Source organism: Sorangium sp. So ce693, from assembly GCF_051521375.1.
GTDB lineage: Bacteria > Myxococcota_A > Polyangia > Polyangiales > Polyangiaceae > Sorangium > Sorangium atrum.
This window is the reverse complement of the sequence record NZ_CP150347.1, coordinates 9,065,135-9,080,768: the sequence shown is the minus strand read 5'-3', so window position 1 is coordinate 9,080,768 and position 15,634 is coordinate 9,065,135. Positions and strand designations below refer to the sequence as shown.

Annotated in this window: 14 protein-coding genes; 9 read left to right on the top strand and 5 right to left on the bottom strand. The window is 72.3% G+C overall.

All coding sequences use genetic code 11. From position 1 onward, the window contains the following. The first annotated feature begins 169 nt into the window (after nt 1–169). From WMF14_RS33870 to ygfZ, 3 genes are all read left to right on the top strand, one after another. Nucleotides 170–748: a hypothetical protein gene (locus tag WMF14_RS33870; RefSeq protein ID WP_272095139.1), complete on the top strand. Its 579-nt coding sequence runs from the start codon at nt 170–172 to the stop codon at nt 746–748. 111 nt (nt 749–859) lie between these two features. Next, nucleotides 860–1,411, top strand: a complete 552-nt coding sequence (locus tag WMF14_RS33865; RefSeq protein ID WP_437792965.1) for a hypothetical protein — start codon at nt 860–862, stop codon at nt 1,409–1,411. A gap of 61 nt (nt 1,412–1,472) precedes the next feature. Next, nucleotides 1,473–2,471: a CAF17-like 4Fe-4S cluster assembly/insertion protein YgfZ gene (gene ygfZ / locus WMF14_RS33860; protein ID WP_437792963.1), complete on the top strand. Its 999-nt coding sequence runs from the start codon at nt 1,473–1,475 to the stop codon at nt 2,469–2,471. 51 nt (nt 2,472–2,522) lie between these two features. Here the strand turns inward: ygfZ and WMF14_RS33855 are convergent, their stop codons facing one another. From WMF14_RS33855 to uppS, 3 genes are all read right to left on the bottom strand, one after another. Then, nucleotides 2,523–3,848 (bottom strand): Glu/Leu/Phe/Val family dehydrogenase, encoded by a 1,326-nt coding sequence (locus tag WMF14_RS33855; protein WP_272095135.1) that lies wholly within the window; start codon nt 3,846–3,848, stop codon nt 2,523–2,525. Between the two features lie 251 nt (nt 3,849–4,099). Further along, the gene (locus tag WMF14_RS33850; protein WP_437792961.1) at nt 4,100–4,921 is read right to left on the bottom strand and encodes a phosphatidate cytidylyltransferase; all 822 of its coding nucleotides are present in this window, start codon (nt 4,919–4,921) and stop codon (nt 4,100–4,102) included. A gap of 2 nt (nt 4,922–4,923) precedes the next feature. Beyond that, complete coding sequence (gene uppS, locus WMF14_RS33845; protein WP_272095131.1) at nt 4,924–5,781, bottom strand: polyprenyl diphosphate synthase; 858 nt, start codon at nt 5,779–5,781, stop codon at nt 4,924–4,926. Nucleotides 5,782–5,839: 58 nt separating this feature from the next. On the opposite strand from uppS, the gene WMF14_RS33840 reads away from it, so the two are divergent. Both WMF14_RS33840 and WMF14_RS33835 read left to right on the top strand, forming a co-directional pair. After that, nucleotides 5,840–7,222: a 3-keto-5-aminohexanoate cleavage protein gene (locus WMF14_RS33840; protein ID WP_437792959.1), complete on the top strand. Its 1,383-nt coding sequence runs from the start codon at nt 5,840–5,842 to the stop codon at nt 7,220–7,222. Next, nucleotides 7,219–9,939 (top strand): hypothetical protein, encoded by a 2,721-nt coding sequence (locus tag WMF14_RS33835; protein ID WP_437792958.1) that lies wholly within the window; start codon nt 7,219–7,221, stop codon nt 9,937–9,939. The genes WMF14_RS33840 and WMF14_RS33835 overlap by 4 nt, the downstream gene beginning before the upstream one ends. A 13-nt stretch (nt 9,940–9,952) precedes the next feature. Here the strand turns inward: WMF14_RS33835 and WMF14_RS33830 are convergent, their stop codons facing one another. Together WMF14_RS33830 and WMF14_RS33825 are read right to left on the bottom strand one after the other, a co-directional pair. Next, on the bottom strand, nt 9,953–10,906 hold the full coding sequence (locus WMF14_RS33830) for a sigma-70 family RNA polymerase sigma factor (protein ID WP_437792956.1): 954 nt from the start codon (nt 10,904–10,906) through the stop codon (nt 9,953–9,955). Between the two features lie 152 nt (nt 10,907–11,058). Then, a complete protein-coding gene (locus tag WMF14_RS33825; RefSeq protein WP_437792955.1) occupies nt 11,059–12,249 on the bottom strand; it encodes a DUF882 domain-containing protein in 1,191 nt (396 codons plus the stop codon). A gap of 293 nt (nt 12,250–12,542) precedes the next feature. On the opposite strand from WMF14_RS33825, the gene pilM reads away from it, so the two are divergent. From pilM to WMF14_RS33805, 4 genes are read left to right on the top strand one after another with little or no spacing between them, the layout of a single operon-like run. Continuing rightward, nucleotides 12,543–13,604, top strand: a complete 1,062-nt coding sequence (gene pilM / locus WMF14_RS33820) for a type IV pilus assembly protein PilM (protein ID WP_012238809.1) — start codon at nt 12,543–12,545, stop codon at nt 13,602–13,604. Then, entirely contained in the window at nt 13,601–14,245 is a 645-nt protein-coding gene (locus tag WMF14_RS33815; protein WP_272095127.1) for a PilN domain-containing protein, read from the top strand. The genes pilM and WMF14_RS33815 overlap by 4 nt, the downstream gene beginning before the upstream one ends. Further along, the gene (locus WMF14_RS33810) at nt 14,245–14,880 is read left to right on the top strand and encodes a type 4a pilus biogenesis protein PilO (protein ID WP_272095126.1); all 636 of its coding nucleotides are present in this window, start codon (nt 14,245–14,247) and stop codon (nt 14,878–14,880) included. The genes WMF14_RS33815 and WMF14_RS33810 overlap by 1 nt, the downstream gene beginning before the upstream one ends. Further along, complete coding sequence (locus tag WMF14_RS33805; protein ID WP_437792953.1) at nt 14,877–15,530, top strand: pilus assembly protein PilP; 654 nt, start codon at nt 14,877–14,879, stop codon at nt 15,528–15,530. Before WMF14_RS33810 ends, WMF14_RS33805 begins: the two co-directional genes overlap by 4 nt. The last annotated feature ends 104 nt before the right edge of the window (nt 15,531–15,634 follow it).

Genomic DNA, 15,634 nt, shown 5'->3' with positions numbered 1-15,634 from the left:
TCGCCCGGCGTCGCGGGCCCGCGGGGAGCGCTGCGCTGAGCCCGCCGGCAGGCATCGCCGAGGCCGCCGGCCCCGCGCCTCGCGGCGCGGGGCGCTGGTCGGCGTTGCCCACGCGATCGGCCGCTGCTAGGAGCCGGCTCGGGGGGATTCGGGATCCCAGAGCCAACCGATGACGACCTCTGCACCCGGCGCGGCGACCGGCGCGCCCCCTCCTGTGAAGCTCGGTCCGTTCGATGCCGAGTTCCTCGCGGACCTCCCTTACGACCCCTCGGTGCTCTTCTTCGACGAGCTCCTCGAGGTGGACGCCGAGAAGGGCCTCGTGCGCTGCCGTATGCCGACCGACAGGCCGATGCCGCTCGTCGACGCGCAGCGGGCGCACCCGCTACTGCACCCGCGCCACGTCGCCGGCGCCATCATGGTGCACGCGACGGGGATGCTCGGCTTCGTGCACGCCTACCACCTGCTCGGGCTGCGCCACCGCGAGGGCTGGATCGGTTATGGCACCAACATCCACCGGGTGGTCTTTCGCAAGCTGGTCCAGCCGGGCGCGCCCATCGAGGCGACGTGCGTGGCGACGCGCTCCCGCCTCGGCGTGAAGCGGCACATGATCCGCTATTCGTTCGAGTTCCGTCACGAAGGCAGCGTCTGCTACGAGGGCGATCAGACGGCCGTGTGGATGCGCGTGCAGGACGTTCCAGCCATGGATTCCCGACCCGCGCTCGAGGACCCCGAGCGATCCCTCGCTTGACCCGCGCGTTCGTCTCGTCTACCGGCCCTCCCCATGTCGGATTTCGATGCAGGATCGATCGTCCCGTCCACACGCGATCTTCTCCAGGTGCTCTCCACCCGGAGGAAGAACATGGCTCTTGTCGGGCTCGTCGGCTCGGAGGCGCCCGCGGAGGATGCGGCGCGGCTGCATGAGCTCAACATCTCGGCGCTCGCGTTCGCCGAGGCAGGGCTCGCCATGCAGGGGGCCGCGCGGGCGACGAGGACCGTGCCGTCGCTCTGCCTGTCGCGGGTGAGCGATCGCGACGGCGCCCTCGCGGCGCGCTACCACGGGGCGGACGGGGTCTGCATCGACGCGACGCTGCCGCTCGACGACTGGGACCGCCTCGCGAAGGGGGCGAGGACGATGCGGATGCTCCCGCTCGCGCTGGCCGAGAGCAGGGAGGGGGCCGAGGCCGCCGCGAAGGTCGGCGCGCGCGCGGTCCTGCTCCGGTGCGCGTCGGCGGACGAAGTGATCGAGGCCGTCGCGTCGCTCCCGAGGGCGCTCACCGTCGTCGCCGAGGTGCTCTCGGCCGACGCCGACGCGCTCCGCCGCCTCGTCGGTCACGTCGACGCGGCGATCGTCCCGCCGGGCGTCCACAAGTCGGCGCAGTTCCCGGCGCTCGTCGCCGAGGTCGATCCCTGAGCGCTGAAAGTTCGGGCCGCCCCTCGACGGCGCCGGCTCCCTCCTCCACGATCCGGCCTCGATGAGCAACGCTCACGAACTGGAAGAGCGGCGGCGCGCGCTCCGCGAAGGGGCGCTCGTGCAGGCCATGCCCGAGCTCGGGACGCTGATCGTCACCGGATCGGACCGGCAGACCTGGCTGAACGGCCTTGTCACCTGCGATCTCGCGCCGCAGAAGCCGCTGCCTGCCGGGGCGAAGGCCGCGCCTCCCGCGGGCGGCGCCTACGGGCTCAACGTGGGGAAGACCGGGAAGATCTTCGCCGAGGTGTGGATCGTGATCGCGGCCGATCGCATCTACGTCGGCGCGCTGCGGGAGCGCGTCGAGCAGCTCCGGGAGATCTTCGACCGCTACCTCATCATGGAGGACGCCGAGGTCCAGGACGCCTCCGGCGAGCACGCCTGGGTCTTCGCCCACGGCCCGCGGTCCGCCGATCTCGCGGCGGCCGGGCGCGCGGCCGGCGCCGAGGCCGCGATCGTCGACTGGACCAGCCTCGGGGGCGCGCTCCTCGTGGCGCCCCGGCAGGCCGAGGGCGCCGTCCTCGAGGCGCTCCTCGCCGGGGGCGAGGCCCGCCCGGTCGTGCCGGTGACGGCGGCGGCGTGGGAGGTGCTCCGGGTCGAGAACAACGTCCCGCGGTTCGGGGTCGACTTCGACGACCAGAACTTCCCGCAGGAAGCGTCGATCGAGGAGCGCGCCGTCTCGTTCAACAAGGGGTGCTACCTGGGGCAGGAGACGGTGTTCATGCTCCAGGCGCGCGGTCACGCCAAGAAGCGGCTCGTGCAGCTCGCCGTGGAGGGGGAGGGCGGCGTGCCCGCGGGCGCGGAGATCGCGCTGCCCGACGGCGCGGCCGTCGGCGCCGTCACGAGCCAGGTCGAGGATCCGCGCGGGACAGGGCTTCTCGCGCTCGGCTACGTCAAATACAAACACGCCGTCCAGGGCACGGCGCTCCGGGTCGCCGGCCGGGCAGCCGAGATCACGCGCGCGCCGAGGGCGGGGGACGGGCCGGGTCGGGCCAAGGTCTAGCGCCCCGCCGTCGGCCGGACGGCGGGCCGGCGGAGCGCGGATAAGCGCATCTCAGGGGAAGATCTCGCGCTCTCCATAGACCGCGGCGAGCCGCTGCAGCGCCACGGCATAGGCGGCGAGGCGCAGCGTGCACTTCTTCTGCCGCGCCATCTCGGTCACCTCGCGGTAGGCCCGCTTCATCGCCTTCTCGAGCCGGGAGTCGACCTCCTCGAGCGTCCATGTCTCCGAGCGCTTGTTCTGCACCCACTCGTAGTAGCTCACCGTGACGCCGCCCGAGTTGGCGAGGACGTCGGGCAGGATATGGATCCCGCGCTCCAGGAGGATCTTCTCCCCCTCGGGCGTGCACGGCCCGTTCGCGCCCTCCGCCACGAGGCGGACCTGCAGCCAGCTCGCCTCCTCCACGCCGACCTGGTTCTCCAGGGCCGCCGGGATGAAGATGTCCGCCTTGAGCCGGAAGAACTCCTCGCGGCTGATCGGCTTGCCGGCGGGGTAGCCCGCGATCGAGCGGTTCTTCTTCACGTAGTCCTGCAGCTTGTGCGGATTGAACCCTTCCGGATTGTAGAGATACCCTGTGTGATCGCCGACCGCGACGGTCGAGGCGCCGAGCTTCGACAGGAGCACGGCCGTGTTCGAGCCGACGTTGCCGAATCCCTGCACGAGCAGCGTCGAGCCGCCGAGGTTCACGTCGTTGTCCTCGGCCCACTCGGTGATGCAGTGGACGACGCCCTGGCCCGTCGCCTTCTCGCGGCCGTACGTGCCGCCCGACGCCACCGGCTTGCCCGTCACGACGCCCTTCACCGCCTGCTTGAAGAGCTGTCCGACGGTGTTCATGTACGTGTCCATGGCCCAGGCCATGGTCTTTGCGTCGGTGCCCATGTCGGGAGCCGGGATGTCCGTCTCCGGGCCGATGTTTCCGCCGAGCGCATGGAAGAAGCGGCGGGTGATCCGCTGGAGCTCGGCGCGCGACACCTCGTTCGGGTTGAACTTGATTCCCCCCTTTCCGCCGCCGAGCGGCAGGTTCATGAGCGCGCACTTCCACGTCATCATCGCGGCCAGCGCCTTGAGGTCGTCGAGCGACACCGTCTCGTGATATCGAATGCCCCCCTTGAACGGCCCGAGGAGGTTGTTGTGCTGGATCCTGTAACCCTTGAAGAGCCGGATGCTGCCGTCATCCATCCGTACAGGGAAATTGACGATGATCTCGTTCTTCGGCTGGCTCAGGATCGTGGTGATGTAACCCGGCAGCTCGATCAGCCGGGCAGCCTCGTCGAGATAACCCTGGACGACTTTGAAGAACTCGTATTTGTGCCTGTGGCTCGGAACAGCAGGGACGCTCACAGGCGGAGTCGTGTTCTTGGTACTGAGTTGTTCTTCCATGGCTATGTAACTTTCTAGTGCGCCGAGCCCTTCCGTTCAACGTCGGGCGCAACCATGCGATGCGTCATCGTGGTTCCGGACGGGCGGGGCGATGCGTCAGGCCGCCAGTGTGCGAGGAGGCGCCGCGTTGACGGCGGGGAAGCTGCGTCGGGCGGCGAGGCGGCGCGTGCGTGCGATGTGGGTGTCGCGCATCGATGGATGCGCGGTCGTTGAACCGCGCACCGCGCACCGCGCGCGGCGCGCGGCGCCGTTCAGGACCTCGACCACAGGACATACAGATAGGTGATGGTCCCGGTGACGAGCAGGGCATCGACGCGGTCGAGGATGCCGCCGTGGCCGGGGACGATCCCGCCAGAGTCCTTGATCCCGAAGGAGCGCTTGAACAGGGACTCCCCCAGGTCTCCGGCCTGACCGAGGCCGCCCGCGACGATCGCGAGCGCGACCGCGTCCACGAGCGGCAGCGATCGGAGGAACCAGAAGTGGGCAAGTAGCGCGCCGATCACCGCGAAGAGCAGGCCGCCGAGCGCGCCCTCGACGGTCTTCTTCGGGCTCACGGCCTCGTAGAGCTTGCGCCGACCGAGGAAGCGGCCGGCGAAATAGGCGCCTGTGTCGGAGAACCAGGAGAGCAGCAGGGCCAGCACAACGAACGAGGGGCCGTCGGCGCCCGCGTCGCGGCGGAGGAGCGCCAGCGCGCCGAGCCCGCCGCCGACGTAGAGCGGGCCGAAGGTCATCGCCAGCACGCGCAGCGCCGCGGTGCGCATCTCGCCGAGGCGCACCAGCGTGATGAGCATCGCGACGAACGGGAGCAGGAAGATCAGCGCGAGCAGCGCGCCCGGCGAGCCGCTGAACCGCCAGATCACGCCGAGGACGGCGAGGGTGAGCGCGACGCCGGTGGCCCGCGCGACCCGGTCGTCCGCGTGCGTCATCGCGAAGAGCTCGAGCGCGCCGATGGCGGAGGCGGCCGCGACGAGCGCCGCCCAGCCCCAGCTCGGGCCGAGGTAGAGCAGCGAGAGGAGCAGGGGAGCGGCCACGATCGCGGTGGTGACCCGCATCGCGAGGTTGGAAGCAGCCAATCTCAGACCCCCGTCCGTGAGCCGTCGTGGGAAGCATGCGAGGCGGGCGCGGCGATCTCGCGGGCGCGCCACGGCCGCTCCGCGTCGAGCGCATCCGCGCGCGACGTGGACGACGGCTCGCCCCCGGAGCCGCCCTCCCCGTCGTGCGCGGGCGGGGCGGCGCCGTCGCGCCGCTGGTAAACCGCGATGGCGGCGAACAGGTCGTCCTCGGTGAAGTCGGGCCACAGCCGCTCGGTGAACGACAGCTCGGCGTACGCGGCCCCGTAGAGCAGGAAGTTGGAGAGCCGCTGCTCGCCGCCGGTGCGGATGATGAGATCCGGCTCGCCCACGCTCAGGCTCGGCAGCCGCGCGGCCAGCAGCTCCCCGTCGATCGACTCCGGATCGAGCCTGCCGGCGACCGCCTCCATCGCGAGCTCGCGCGCCGCGGCGGCGATCTCCTCGCGCGCCCCGTAGGACAGCGCCAGCGCGAGCGTCATCTGCCGGTTCGTCGCGGACGCCTTCCGGAGCGGGTCGAGCACGTCGCGCACGCCCTCGGGGAGCCGGCTGATGTCGCCGATCGCGACAAGGCGGATGTCGTTCTCGAGGATCTCGCAGCGCTCGCTCATCAGGTACTCGCGCAGCAGCCCCATCAGCGCGTCGACCTCGTTCTGGGGCCGCGCCCAGTTCTGCTCGCTGAACGCGTACAGGGTCAGCGCCTCGACGCCGAGCCTCCGGCAGACGCGCACGATCCGCCGCACGGCCGCGCTGCCGGCCTTGTGCCCGGCCTCGCGCGGCTCGCCGCGCAGCTCCGCCCAGCGACCGTTGCCATCCATGATGATTCCGACGTGGCGCGGGAGATTTCTGGCTTCTACAAGGTTCATCGGCGGGGGCAGTTTCCCTTGTTGACTACCGACTGTCGACTGTTGAGTCTTCACGCCCATGAGCACAGGGGTTGGTCTCACGGTCACGCTGCGCGTCAGGATGGGCGCGCACGACGCACATTACGCGGGCGAGCTGTGCGATGGAGCGCGTATTCTCGCGCTCTTCGGAGACGTCGCCACCGAGCTCCTGATCCGCCTCGACGGCGACGAGGGGCTCTTCCGCGCGTACGAGGCGGTCGAGTTCCTCGCCCCGGTCCGAGCAGGCGATTTCATCGAGGCGACCGGGGTGGTCACCAAGGTCGGCGGCACGTCGCGCACGATGGCGTTCGAGGCGCGCAAGGTCGTCGCCAGCGTCCGCGAAGCGGGGGTGGCGCCCTCCGCGGCCGACGCGCTTTCCGAGCCGATCATCGTGTGCCGGGCGCTCGGCACCTGCGTCGTCCCGAAGGAGCTCCAGCGTCGGCCGCGCCTCGTCCTGCCGGCGCTCTCGGCGCCGCCCCCGGACCACGCGCAGCTCCCGGAGCCCCGGCCGATCATCACGCCGCCCCCCCGGATCCTTGTCACGCCGCCGCAGAGCGCCCTCATCCTGACGGCCGCGATCGTCGGCGCGGAGACGACCCGGGCGCAGACGCCGCACCTCCCCATCACGGCGCGCGAGCTCGCCGACGAGGCCGCCCGCTGCCGCGACGCGGGCGCCTCGGTGGTCCACCTGCACGTCAGGAACCCGGACGGGTCGCCGAGCCAGTCGCGCGCGCTGTTCGCCGAGGCGATCGCCGCGATCCACGAGAAGACGGACGTCATCGTCCAGACGTCGACCGGGGGCGCCGTCGGGATGGGCGTCGACGAGCGCGCCCAGCCGCTGCTCTGCAGCCCCGAGATGGCCACCCTGAACTGCGGCACGCTCAACTTCGGCGACGGGATCTTCGACAATACCCGGCCCCTCATCCGGGACATGGCGGCCCGCATCCGCGCGGGGGGGAGCGTCGCCGAGCTCGAGTGCTATGAGGTCGGCCATATCCATGAGGCGCTCAGCCTTGTCGCCGAGGGGCTCCTCGCGGAGCCGCTCCACTTCCAGTTCGTGCTGGGGGTGCCCGGCGGCATCGCGGCGCGCGAGGACGTGCTCCGGTTCATGATCACCCAGATCCCGCAAGGCGCCACCTGGGGCGTCGCCGCCGTCGGCCGCCACCAGCGCCCGATGACCGAGCTCGCCATGCAGCTCGGCGGGCACGCGCGGGTCGGGCTGGAGGACAACATCTACCTGGACAAGGGCGTGCTCGCCGAGGGGAGCGCGCCGCTCGTCGCGCGCGCCGCCGCCTTCGCGCGGAGCGTCGGCCGCGAGGTGGTCGAGCCGGACCGCGCGCGCCAGCTCCTCGGGATCCGCCCGCGCGCCGCGGCGGCCCAGGCCGGCGCGGCTTCCGGAGGGAGCGCGCGCGCGCAGGGATGACGGACCGACCGCTCTCGCCCTGGCTCGATCACCTGCGCGGTCGGCTCCCGATCGCGCTCGGCATCGCTCTCCTCGGGGCCGTCGCGCGGCTCTCGGCGCCGCCCCCGCCGGCGCGGACCGCGGACGCCATCGCCGGGATGCTCGGGGAGGCGATCGGCGGCGCCGTCGGCCCGGACGACTTCGTCTGGGAGGAGCGCGGCGGGTTCTTGTCCGACGCGCTTCTGGGCCGCCGGGTGCTGTTCCTTGGCGTCCCGCGCGTCCCGCGCCCGGGCGACGCGGAGCGCGGGCCCGACGCGGAGCGCGCGCCTGACGGGCGCGGCGCCGCCGACCTGTACCGCGCGCGCGTGCGGCTCACCCGCTCCGGCCGGCCGGTGAGCCTGGACGGCGTGCGCAACCTGACCGAGACGCCCCTCGGCGATGATCGCGGCCTCGTCGCCCGCGGCAGCCGCGTCGCGGTGACCACCTCCGCCTTCGGCGTCGTGCAGGGGGTGACGCAGCTCGATTTTGGCGGCGATGGGCGCGCGGGTGCGCGGCCCCTCGGCGAGCGGCTCCGCGCGGCGATCGACGGCTGGCTCGAGACCGGGAGCGTCGACGGCGCGTCGCGCACCGAGATCTCGTTCGACAACCCGCCCGCGTCCGCGCGGCTCGACCTCGTCGACGAGGGCCTGGTGATGGCGCTCGGGCCGGAGGCGGTCCCGGCGGCGCTCAACGCCAGCACCGGCGAGGTCGACACGGGCGGACGTGATCCGTTCGTCGCCCGCGCGCACCACCTCCCGCGCCGCATCCCCTCGCTCGGGGAGCTCGCCGGGCCGTCCGCCGAGCGCCTGCTCGGTCCGACGGCGGCGGCCGCGGTCGAGCGGCTCGCGCTCGCTGCGGACCGCGCGACGGCGAGGGTCCGCGCCGCGCAGGCCGCCGCGTACGTGACCCGAGGCCCCGCGTCGCCCGAGCCCGCGCCGGAGGGGTGGCCCTCGCTCTGGCCGCCGCCGCCGGTCGCGCCGGCGGTCGATCCCCCGCTCCCGGGGGAGGGCGCCTGGGTGCTGGTGGCGCCCTCGCTCCCGCGCGCGCTCCCCGGCGTCGAGGACGATCCCCAGCGCCCCTCCAGCCCGTTCGCCGCGACGACCCTCCGGCCCGATCCGCGGCGGCCGGAGCTGCGCGTCCACCTGCTCGCGATCGACACGCGGCACATCCGGTTCACCTTGCAGGCGGGATACGAGGCGCCCAGGCCGACCGTCGGCCCGCGCGGCACGGGGCAGCTCCCCCACGCGTCGACGCTCCGCGGCGCCATCGGCCTCGGCGCCTCCACGCGCGGGCCGGGCGCGCCCCGCGCGGGGGCGGAGGCGCTCGGCATGGTCGTCGGCGGCCGCGCGATCGTGCCCCCGCGCGACGGCGCGGCGACGCTGGGGGTCGACCTCTCGGGCCGGCCGTACTTCGGCGCATGGCCGTCGGGCGGGGATGTCGAGCGCGTCCCCTGGGCACTCTGGCAGCGCCCGGCGGCCTCGAGCCCCGGCGCGCCCCGCGCGGAGGGATCCACGCGCTTCCCCTGGGCGCTCTGGCAGGGCCCTTCGCTCTTCGAGGCAGGGAGCGCCGCGGCCCCGCTCGCCATCCTCGCCGGCCCTCCCGCGGAGCGCGCCCCCGCCAGCGCGGCGCTCTCACCCGACGACGGCGACGACCTGATCGTCGAGCGCGCGGCGCTGTGCATGACCGACCGCGGCTTCGTGGTCCACGCGTGGGGCAGCGCCCTCGACGCGGCCGCGCTCCGGGCGGCGCTCGAGCGCGCCGGGTGCCTCTCCGGCGTCTCGCTGGGCAGGGCGCCGGACCCCCTCGGCGTCGCCTTCCTGAGCCCCCAGCAGGACGGCATCTTGACCGCCGAGCGCCTCTCGCCCGCGATGTCGATCGCGCCGCCGGAGCACGCCTCGGCCGCGTCGCCGCGCCCCTTTCTCTTCTTCGAGTCGCGCTGGACCCACGGTGCCCCGGCGCCGGACCTGTCGCTGCCGGGCGAGAGCGTGGGCTGGACCGAGGACGGCGGCGCGCAGCCGCCCCCGGCGTGGAGCCCGGCGGTGTACGCCGCCGACACCGTGCACCTCGGCGCGCAGGTCCGCGTCCACGCCTTCGCTCCGGACCGGTTCCTGTTCCGCCTCCGCGCCGGCTCGCGCGAGATCTCGCCGCGGAGCGCGCCGAAGCTCGACGCCGAGGTGCCGGCCGACGAGCGGCGGCAGGTCCTCGCGGCGATCGGCGTCGGCACCGGTCGGCGGCGGGGCCCGCGCGGGCTCGCCGTGGGCGGCACCGTCGGCCTCCGCTTCCGCGGCGAGGGAGGCTTGCTGCTGGTCCGCCAGGGCCGCATCGAGATCCGCCCGGCGGGCGGCGCCCCGCTCGCGCCGGGCGCGGACGCGACCGAGCTGCCGCTCACCGCCGACGACGGCAGGCTGCGGCCGGAGGCGCGCGAGATCGGGACCATGCGCCGCCGCAGCGCTGCCTGCGTGCTCGACGACGGCACGCTGCTCGTGGCCACGACCACCTTCGACAGCGACGAGGCGACGACCGAGGCGCTGCTCGACCTCGGCTGCGCCCGCGCGGTCGCGCTCGATCGCGGCGCGCACCGCAACGCGTTCGTGCACCGGGCCTCCGGCGACCCCGCCTTGCAGCAGACCTACGAGGAGACCGCGCTCTTCGCGGTCGGCGTCGCGATGCCCGGCCGGGCGCGCCGGCTCGCCCCCTGAGCGCGGGCGGCGGTCAGGCGTGGGACAGCATGCCTCGCAGCATGCCGAGCGCGCGCGTGTGCAGCTGCGAGACGCGGGGCTCGCCGATCCCGAGCTCTGCGCCGATGTCCTTCAGCTTCGCCCCTTCGAAGTAGTACATGCCGATCACGCGCCGCTCCCGCTCCGGGAGCTGCGCGATCGCGAAGGACAGCGCACGCCGGGTCGCCTGCGCCGAGATCGCCTCGATCGGATCGTCTTCGCCGGACATGTGCACCGACTCCTCGGTCGGGGTCACCTCGCTCAGGCTCACGAAGACGGTCGCGCCGCCGACCTTGCCGGCGGCCTCGGCCTCGACCGCCTCGCGCGCTCGCCGCGAGAGCCAGTCCTGCGCGCGGAGCTCATCGACGATCGCGCCGCGGATCCGGAGCTTCGCGTAGCCGGCGAACGTCTCGCCGTCGCTCCCGCCGTTCTTGCGGATCGAGTCGACGAGCCCGAGCATCCCCGCGCTGAGCAGGTCGTCGCGCTGCACGTTGGGCGGCAGGTGGCGCGACACCTGCCGCACCAGCTTGCGGACGAGCGGGAAGTACCCCTGCAGCACCTCCGGGCGGAGCGGCGTGCACGTCGGCTCGTGGTCGCGCGGCCCGCCCAGGCAGGCCGCGTCGGTACAGCGCGGCGGGCCATGCGAGCCGCTGTCCGGCTCGCCGTCCGGCGCCAGCGACTGCCACGGACCCTCGTAGGCGCAGGCAGACGTGGCCTCCACGGATTCCCAAATGTCGTGCGCGCACCTTGACGCGACCTCCGCGGACTCCCAAAGCTCGTGGGCGAGCGACGCGCCCGCCCCCTGCACCGCGATGCTCGGCGCTCCATCGAGGCCGAGGGCAGAAGGCGCCTCGATCAGCGCGTGCTCACACGGAACGACCGGACACGTCGCGCCCAGGGCGACCGGCTGGACGAACTCGCCCCCGTCACAGCATGCGGGGAGCGACATGGGAGGAGCGTGCCCCTCCCGCTGCAGTCGGGTCGATTGCTGCACGTGAGGTGGATTGGTGCCACAACTCTCGCAGCGTGCAAGGCAGAGCCGTGCAATTGTGTCTGGTGCGGATGTTCAGTGTGTGGATTATAGCCAGCGGCCGCGACAGCTCACCTTTTCGCAGGCGAAGTTTCAGGAGCAAGGGTGGGTGAACCTGACCCCAGGCCCTTCTCCGTCTCGCTGCCGCTGTGCACCGTGTCCGAGTTTGTCCCTGTAGTATTCATGGGTTGCGGCTGAGGGGCACGGGGCTCGCCTGACCCATACACCTCTTCTTCCGCGGACACAGGGACATCACGCGCCGCTTCATCGGCCGCGACGGAACCCTTCGCTCCCTCGTAGCGCGGCGCCTCTCCAGGCCCCGAGTAATCCACCCAGTACACTTTATCTGATCTGACGTCCAGGTGAACGAACGTAGAGTTGGGATAATATCCGACACCTGCGTTGCGGAAACCTCGGCAGAAATCGCGGACCACGGTGTTGGGCACGCCCTCGACCATGAAATCGACGGCGCGACCGTGGTTGTGGTTGGAGTGCGGGGTGTACTGGGTGGGGGAGTAGGGGCGATAACCGCTGACGACGCGGAGGGTCCTGCCGCCGAAGTGGTCGCTCACCATGGCTATCAGCGTGGCGAGCCGCGGATCGATGGGTATCGAGGCGGTGGGGGACGCGCGCATCAGCCGGCTGAGCTTGGGGAGGGCCTTGGGCACGAGCCGCCCCTTCGGCGTGAGCAGCTGGAGGTCCAGCCGCTCGGCGCCTCGCGCCAGGCGGACCCATCCAGGACGCTTGGGTCGCTGCACATAGCGCTTGTTCGGCGGCATCGACCGGGGATCGGCCTTCGCCGCGTCCCTCTTCGCCGACCCCTTCCCCCGGGGACCGGCCTCGGCGTCGCGCTCCTTCGCGCTGGCGCCGCGGCTCCGCTCCCGCTCGTCGCGCAGCGCGGCGGCCCGGCCGGGCGCGGTGCGCGTGGACCGCGCGCGCGCGCCGGGCTCACCCCGCTCCGGGATCACGAGGACGAGGCCCGGGTGGATGCGCTGGCCAGGCTTGAGCCCGTTCGCCTCGCGGAGCGCGTCGACCGTGATGCGGTACCGCTTCGCGATCTTGCCGAGCGTCTGGCCGGCGTAGACCGTGTGCTGGCCGTCCTCGGCGACCGCCGTGCCGGGCGCGGCGCTCAGGAGAAACGCCGCCGCGAGGGCGGCGAGCGCGCATCGCAGCCGCGATGGGCGCGACGACCGAGAGGTGGGCTCCATCGCGGCCCCGGCGCGGGGGCCGGCGCCGCAGAAACGGGAGAACTCCGGATGCATGAGGGGACTCTGACCTGACGTCATCCGTGCCCGACGACCGAGCCCCGGACGGTGCTACCCTGGGCTGGCGCGCGCTCGCCGGCCCGACCGGCGGCGCAGCACCGCGTGTCGAACTTCGATAGGCGGGCGGGAGGCGAGCGTAAAGCGGTTTTTTGCCCAGCGATCCCCGGTGGTGCGAAGCTTCGCCAGAAGCGACCAGAGGCGATCACAGGGGATCGGGCGCCCGGGAGCCGGGCAACGCGGCCCGGGCTTCCCTTGCTTCACCACGGCGGGCGCGGAGCAGGACGGACGGGATGTCGGAAGGCAAGAACTTGATCGGGGTCGATATCGGATCGAGCGCGATCAAGATCGCTCAGATCAAGGAAGGCCGCAGAGGCTATGGCCTCGTGCGGCTCGGTTATGCGCCGCTCGCGCCGCAGGCCATCGTCGACGGCCACGTCATGAACGCGCAGGCCATCGTGGAGGCGCTCGGCCGGGCCTTCTCCGAGGCCAAGATCCGCCAGCGCGAGATCGCGCTCAGCATCAGCGGTCAGGCGGTCATCATCCGCAAGATCACGGTGCCGCTCATGACCGCCGCCGAGCTGGACGAGCAGATCCAGTGGGAGGCCGAGCAGCACATCCCCTTCGACATCAAGGACGTCCACGTCGACTACGAGGTGCTGCGCCGGCGCCCCGAGGCCGGGCAGATGGACCTCCTGCTCGTCGCCGCGAAGCGCGACGAGATCAACGACTACACCCAGATCGCCAGGACGGCGAAGCTCAAGCCCATGGTGGTCGACATCGACGCGTTCACCGTCCAGAACCTGTTCGAGGTGAACCGCGGCATCCCGCCGGACCAGACGTTCGCCATCATCAACGTCGGCGCGAGCCTCGCGTCGATCAACATCGTGTCGCGCGGCGCGAGCGCGTTCACCCGCGACATCGGCAACGGCGGCAACTACATCACCGAGCAGATCCAGCGGAAGCTCGGCATCAGCTTCGAGCAGGCCGAGGAGTTCAAGTGCGCCAGCGTGACCTCGGGGCCGGGCGGCGTGCCCGCGCAGGTCATCGAGACCATCGAGCAGGTGTGCGACTCCATCGCCGGGGAGATCCAGCGCTCGCTCGACTTCTTCCTGGCCACGAGCGGTGAGGGCGACATGCACCGCATCTACCTGACCGGCGGCTCCTCGAACCTGCCGGCGCTGCCCGCCGCGATCGGGCGGCGCGCCCGGGTGGCCGTCGAGCTGATCCAGCCGATGGAGCGCATCACCGTGGAAGCGAAGGAAGTCAACCAGGAGCTGCTCCGGCTCCGGGCGGCGCAGTTCTGCGTCTCGCTCGGGCTCGCGATGCGCAAGGACCGGGAGAAGCGCTCGTGATTCGCGTCAACCTTCTCCCGCAGCGGCGCGGCACGCGCGGGGCCGCGCCCCAGGCGAGCCAGCGATGGCTGCTCGTCACGCTCGGCGTCGTGATCCTCGAGATCGTCGCGCTCTTCCTCTTCCACCAGACGAAGGTCGAGGAGCTCGACGAGCAGAACCGGAAGAACTCGCTGCTTCAGAGCCAGATCCAGGACATCCGCACGCTCGTCGCGAACCACGAGGAGATCAAGAAGGCGCTCGAGGTGCTGCGCGCGCGCGAGGACGCGATCGCGAAGCTCCAGGCCGCGCGCAGCGGGCCGACCGCGGTGCTCCTCGAGCTCGCGCAGCTGCTCACGAACGGCAAGGGGCCGACCGCCGACCCGGACAAGCTCGCGCAGCTCCGCAAGGAGAACCCGCTCGCCGTCTACAACCCCTCCTGGGACAGCCGCCGGCTGTGGCTCACGAGCTACGTGGAGTCCGAGCGGATCGTGCGCATCGAGGGGCTCGCGCGCGACGGCACCGACGTCTACGAGCTCGCCCAGCGGCTGAAGCTGTCCTCGTACTTCTACGACGTGCAGCTGCTCCCGGGGAAGAAGGAGAACGAGAAGGAGTCGCGGCTCGAGCTCGTCTCGTTCGCGCTGCAGCTGAAGGTGAGGTACTGATGGCCACGAAGCCCATGCCCGCGCAGGCCGGCTCGGCGCTCGACCGGCTGCCGCCGCTCGCCAAGCTCGGCGTCGGCGCGCTCTTCGCGGCGCTCGTCGGCATCCTGTACTTCGTCGGCTTCTACGCCGACGTCGACTCGCAGATCGAGGGCGCCGTGCAGAAGCAGGGCGTGCTCCAGGCGGAGCTCACCAAGGCGCAGGCGTCGAAGGCCGCTTACCAGAAGGACCTCGACGAGAAGACCCGCCGCGAGCAGATGAGCCGCGAGCAGAAGAAGATCCTCCCGGACGAGTCCGAGACGCCGGCCTTCCTCTCCGCCATCCAGGGCGTCGCGACCGTCTCCGGCGTCAACCTGACGTCATGGAGCCCCACCGAGGAGATCCCGCAGGAGTTCTTCTCCAAGGTGCCGATGCAGCTGACGCTCTCCGGCAAGTTCCACCAGGTGGCGAAGTTCTTCCACGGCGTGGGGCAGCTGGATCGCATCATCAACCTCGAGGAGGTCCAGATCAAGGAGCCGAAGGTCGTGGGGACCGACGTGGAGATCAAGGTGGAGTGCCTCGCGACCGCGTTCCGCGCCGTGCGCGCCGGGGAGACCGCGACGAGCGGCGTGAAGCGGCGCAGCGGAGGTGTCCGGTGACGCCTGGCCGGATGCTGCTGCTCGCCCTCGGGGCGACCACCGCCGCGGCCCTCGCGCTCGCCGGGTGCGGGGAGGAAGAGCCGATGACCTCGTCCACCCAGGCGCGCCCGGCCGGGGCGCCGGCCTCGGCCTCGCCGCCGCGCGCGCCCGCGGCCGGCGCCGCGTCCGCGGCCGCGGACGCCGGCGCGCCGGAGCTGCCGCCGCTGCCGCTCCGGGAGTTCCAGGAGGCCGACTTCTCCGAGAGCGACCGGAGCCGCGACCCGTTCCGGAGCTTCGAGTCGCTCTTCGCGACGCAGGCCCGGGGTCGGGTGACGATCCAGCGCCAGGTCCTCGTGGATCGCTTCGCGCTCGACGAGCTCAGGCTGGTCGGCGTCGTCTCGCGCGCGCCCGCCCGCGCGCTGCTCACCGATCCCACGGGGCTCGGGTGGGTGGTGAAGGTGGGCGATTTCGTCGGCAAGGCCGAGATCGTGCACGCCGGCGGCCCCACGGGCGTCGACGTGGCCGTGAACTGGCGCATCGATCGGATCCGCGACTCGGACGTCGTCTTCATCCGCGAGGACCCGTCGCACCCGGAGATCCCGCCGACCACGCGCGTGATCGCGCTGAGGCCGCTCGGCGAGGAGAACGAGTCGGGCCTCGGCGCCCCGTGACCGCCACGAATTGGGCCCGCGCCGGGCACCCGAAGTAGCCTCCCGGCAGCGTGACGCAGATCTCGCGTCACCGCGAAGCGGGAGTGCAATGAAGAGCAATCGAG

What these genes read in the sequence shown, in the direction of transcription:
- WMF14_RS33870 (WP_272095139.1), top strand. Translation starts at nt 170, where the DNA reads ATGACGACCTCTGCACCCGGCGCGGCGACCGGCGCGCCCCCTCCTGTG.
- WMF14_RS33865 (WP_437792965.1), top strand. Translation starts at nt 860, where the DNA reads ATGGCTCTTGTCGGGCTCGTCGGCTCGGAGGCGCCCGCGGAGGATGCG.
- ygfZ (WP_437792963.1), top strand. Translation starts at nt 1,473, where the DNA reads ATGAGCAACGCTCACGAACTGGAAGAGCGGCGGCGCGCGCTCCGCGAA.
- WMF14_RS33855 (WP_272095135.1), bottom strand. Translation starts at nt 3,848, where the DNA reads ATGGAAGAACAACTCAGTACCAAGAACACGACTCCGCCTGTGAGCGTC.
- uppS (WP_272095131.1), bottom strand. Translation starts at nt 5,781, where the DNA reads ATGAACCTTGTAGAAGCCAGAAATCTCCCGCGCCACGTCGGAATCATC.
- WMF14_RS33840 (WP_437792959.1), top strand. Translation starts at nt 5,840, where the DNA reads ATGAGCACAGGGGTTGGTCTCACGGTCACGCTGCGCGTCAGGATGGGC.
- WMF14_RS33835 (WP_437792958.1), top strand. Translation starts at nt 7,219, where the DNA reads ATGACGGACCGACCGCTCTCGCCCTGGCTCGATCACCTGCGCGGTCGG.
- WMF14_RS33830 (WP_437792956.1), bottom strand. Translation starts at nt 10,906, where the DNA reads ATGTCGCTCCCCGCATGCTGTGACGGGGGCGAGTTCGTCCAGCCGGTC.
- WMF14_RS33825 (WP_437792955.1), bottom strand. Translation starts at nt 12,249, where the DNA reads ATGCATCCGGAGTTCTCCCGTTTCTGCGGCGCCGGCCCCCGCGCCGGG.
- pilM (WP_012238809.1), top strand. Translation starts at nt 12,543, where the DNA reads ATGTCGGAAGGCAAGAACTTGATCGGGGTCGATATCGGATCGAGCGCG.
- WMF14_RS33810 (WP_272095126.1), top strand. Translation starts at nt 14,245, where the DNA reads ATGGCCACGAAGCCCATGCCCGCGCAGGCCGGCTCGGCGCTCGACCGG.